Annotated in this window: 3 protein-coding genes and 2 pseudogenes; all 5 read right to left on the bottom strand. The window is 66.9% G+C overall.

Annotation, left to right across the window (positions count from 1 at the left end):
- Positions 1-546, bottom strand: a pseudogene (locus K789_RS0101365) (MFS transporter); the annotation flags it as partial.
- Positions 547-712: 166 nt separating this feature from the next.
- Positions 713-1,633, bottom strand: a pseudogene (locus K789_RS25775) (cation transporting ATPase C-terminal domain-containing protein).
- Positions 1,634-1,637: 4 nt separating this feature from the next.
- Positions 1,638-2,198: a hypothetical protein gene (locus K789_RS25885; RefSeq protein WP_306376185.1), complete on the bottom strand. Its 561-nt coding sequence runs from the start codon at positions 2,196-2,198 to the stop codon at positions 1,638-1,640.
- 110 nt (positions 2,199-2,308) lie between these two features.
- Positions 2,309-2,497 (bottom strand): cation-transporting P-type ATPase, encoded by a 189-nt coding sequence (locus K789_RS25890; protein WP_024365178.1) that lies wholly within the window; start codon positions 2,495-2,497, stop codon positions 2,309-2,311.
- A gap of 104 nt (positions 2,498-2,601) precedes the next feature.
- Positions 2,602-3,420: a polyphosphate kinase 2 gene (gene ppk2, locus K789_RS0101390; protein WP_024365179.1), complete on the bottom strand. Its 819-nt coding sequence runs from the start codon at positions 3,418-3,420 to the stop codon at positions 2,602-2,604.
- Positions 3,421-3,695 lie beyond the last annotated feature (275 nt).

The following is a 3,695-nucleotide window of genomic DNA, read 5'->3' on the forward strand; positions in this document are numbered from 1 at the left end:
GGCGGAGGGCGAGCCGAGCTGCTGCGCCACGGGGACGATCAGCACGGCAACCACGGTGGCGCCGGTCGTCATGGTCACGGTGTAGAGCGCCGTCATGAGCGACGTCCGGTGCGCGAAATGGACCCTGATGAAAGACGGCATCGCCACGTTGCAGATCGCCAGCCCGGACATCCCGACGACGGTGCCCGCCAGCAGCATGCCGGTCGACGGGATCCCGCGGACCAGCAGCCCGGCCGCGAGAAGCACCAGGGAGAGCAGGATCGCCTTCTCGAGGCCCAGGCGCCGGGTGAGCCACGAGGTCGCGGCACCGGCCACGGCGAAGCACAGGGTGGGGATCGAGGGGATGATGGCGGCGATCAGCGGCCCGTAGCCCAGGACTTCCTGCAGGTCGTGAAGGAGCGCGGCGGCTCCGGTGATGCCGGCGCGCAGGTTGAGGCCGATCAGCACGATCGCCACGACGCCTGCGATGATCACGCCGCGGGGTGCGCGCACGACGGCGGGGGGTGCTGTCTCGGGGAGGGCGGACGTCGCCGTGCTGCTAGCCATTCCTAAAGGTTAGACGTTTGATGTTTGAGGATTAACCTTTAGTGGCGAATATCTCGGCAAGTGACACGGCCGCCATCGCCCCTCCACCGGCAACGCGGGGTCACATCGGGCCCATGTTGGTGCCCGTGATGGGCGCGATGTGACCCCGCGTTGTTCTGAGGTGGGGTTAGTGGGCGTGCCGGGCCCGCAGGACCACTTTGAAGAGCTCGCCGGCCAGCAGCAGCACCACGGCCGGAACCAGGCAGGCCACCCACTGTTGGCCGGTGAGCGGGACGGTGCCAAAGAAGTCCTGCAGCACGCGCATCTGGGTGATCAGCATCGAGCCGACGAATGCCCACGCGAAGGCCCAGGGCAGCTTCGGGTTGGATCATGTCGAGGGCCCGACGGCGCTCTCAGTGGGGTAGCGCAGGTTGAGGGCGATAGTGGTGTTCATCAGCCCGAGGCCCACAACGGCCATGCTCTGGCCGACCTCGAGCGAGCCGTAGTTTGTCTTGCCGAGCTGCACGAGGACCAGCGTCGCGGCCGCCATGAACAGCCCGACGACGAGCAGGCGCACCATCATCGACCGGACAATGATCGGCTGGTTGAAGGGCCGGGGCTTGCGGTCCATGATCCCCGGCGTCGCGAGGTCAAGGCCCATCACGGCGTCAATGGGGGCGACGATCGCCGTGTGGATCCACAGCACCTGGGCCGGGCTGAGCAGCGCCGTGCCTGCGATCGCGAACGCGGACGAGCCGATGAACGCCAGAATGAACATAAACAGGTTGGCGACCTGGATGCGGATGAACTTCTGCAGGTTGTCGTACACCAGCCGGCCCTCTTCAACGGCCGCCACGATCGTGGCGAAGTTGTCGTCGGCCAGGATCATCTTGGCCGCGCCCTTGGCGACGTCAGTGCCCGTGATGCCCATGGCGATCCCGATGTCGGCCGTGGCGATCGCCGCCGCGGTGACGGCGTGGTCACCGGTGATCATCCGGACCCGGATGCCGGCGTGCTTTGCCGTGGCGATGGCGGCCACCGCCTCCGCGCGCGGCGGGTCGACTTCACCGATCAGGGCGCTGATCTCCAGGTCCTGCATGAGCGCCATGAGGTCACCCGCCGGATCGAACGAGGCCGGCTCGAACTCGCGCTGTGCCAATGCGAGCACGCGCCGGCCCTGGCTGGCGATGCGGTCGTTCGCGGCGAGGACTTTGGCGCGCGATTCGTCGGTGAGGGCCTCGGCGCGGCCGCCCGGCATCCGCCCGGACGAGGATCTGCCGAGGACGACGGCGGGCAGCGCGTCCGGGATCGAGCCGACCGCCAGCGCCGGACAGCATGTGGGCGATGTGGCCGACCTCCGACCCCATGCCCGTGGTGGTGACGAGGATTTCTCCGTGGCCCCGGGTCACGTTGGTGTTCATGAACGCCATGTTCAAGCGGTCCCCGAGGCCGACGTCGTGCCGGCTGATGAAGCCGGTGTCCTTCTCGACCGCGACGCTCTCGCCGGTCAGGGCGCCTTCCTCGATCTGCAGGGTCGCCGCCAGGATGATCCGGCCGTCGGCGGGGACGCGGTCGCCGGCGTCGACCACCACGATATCGCCGGGAACAGTTTGCTCGGCCGGGACCTCCGCCATGACGCCGTCGCGGCGCACCTTGGCCATCGCCTTCATCATCTTGCCCAGGGAAGCTGCGGCGGCCTCCGCCTTGCCTTCCTGGTGATATCCCAACCACGCGTTGAACAAGGTCACGACGGCGAGCCCGATGGCGGTCCCGTATTCCTCGATCAACAGGCTGACCAGGGCGGCGACCACAAGCACGATCTGCTGTCGTCCGCGTAGTGCTTGAAGAACTGCTTCCAGACCGGCTCCGGCTTCGCGGCGGCCAGTGCGTTCGGGCCGTACTCCTGCAGGCGTTGCTGCGCCTCGGCCGCGCTCAGGCCGCGGGCCGGGTCCACCCTTAGCTCGGCCGCCACCCTCCGCGGGTGCCAGCGCGTACCAGGCCGCGTCCGCCTCGGCCGGGACCACCCCTGCTGCTCCGGACTTGTCGTTCATGACGTACTCCTCATGGCGGCGCTTCTTAGAACGGGGTGGGAATTTGCCGCGGAGTGAGGGTCGGCTCGCTGTAGTCGCCGGCCTTCTGCCGCTTCGGCAGTTCGACGTCGAGCCCCGGGAACGGCTCATAAGGCACCTGCCCCAGCAGGTGGCTGATGATGTTGAGCCGGCCACGCTTCTTGACGTCGTTGTTCGCGACGTACCAGGGCGCCCATGCTGTGTCGGTTGCCTCGAACATGGCGTCCCTTGCGCGGGAGTAGTCGTACCACCGGCTGTAGGACTTCAAATCCATCGGCGACAACTTCCACGTCTTGCGCGGATCGTCCATGCGGCTCTTGAGCCGCCGGGTCTGCTCGTCCGCGCTGACCTCGAGCCAGAACTTGAGCAGGATGATTCCGGAGTCGACCATCGCCTTTTCCACCTGCGGAGTCATATTGAGGAACTTCTCGGTCTGCTCCGGGGTGCAGAAGCCCATCACGCGCTCGACGCCGGCACGGTTGTACCAGCTGCGGTCGAAGATGACCACCTCGCCGGCCGCCGGAAAATGCGACATGTAGCGCTGGAGGTACATCTGCGATTTCTCCCGGTCCGTCGGTGTGGGGAGTGCCACCACGCGGAACACACGGGGGCTAACCCGCTCGACGATGCGCTTGATCGTGCCGCCCTTGCCGGCCGTGTCGCGGCCCTCGAACACGATGCAGATTTTGGCTCCGGTGGACTTAACCCACTCCTGCAAGGCAACCAGCTCGCCCTGCAGGATGGCCATCTCCGCCTCGTACTCCTTGCGGGGCATCTTCATCCGGAGCTCGCTGTCGGCGCTCTTCTTGTTTTTCTTCTTGCCCATGATCGGCCTCCTAGTCGGGTACTTCCTAGGGCGAATCAGGCAGCCGCGCTGCTGCGTCAAAGGGAACCGGCGCCTTCGTCCGTGGAACGGGGGCGAAGAGAGCAGTCCTGCCGTGGGCACTCGCAAGAGGTGTGCTGCCTCTCCCAGTCTTGCCCTCGGCTGGAAGCCGGGTCTACGGCACTAAGACCCTAACAGGCAACGCGGGGTCACATCGCGCCCATGTTGGGGACTCGGATAGGCCGTAAATGACCCCGCGTTGCTCGGGTGGTGCGGGG

The organism is Arthrobacter sp. TB 26, from assembly GCF_000427315.1.
Classification (GTDB): domain Bacteria; phylum Actinomycetota; class Actinomycetes; order Actinomycetales; family Micrococcaceae; genus Arthrobacter.

Coding starts and splice junctions, on each gene's coding strand:
- K789_RS25885 (WP_306376185.1), bottom strand. CDS start 2,198: ATGATGAAGGCGATGGCCAAGGTGCGCCGCGACGGCGTCATGGCGGAG.
- ppk2 (WP_024365179.1), bottom strand. CDS start 3,420: ATGGGCAAGAAGAAAAACAAGAAGAGCGCCGACAGCGAGCTCCGGATG.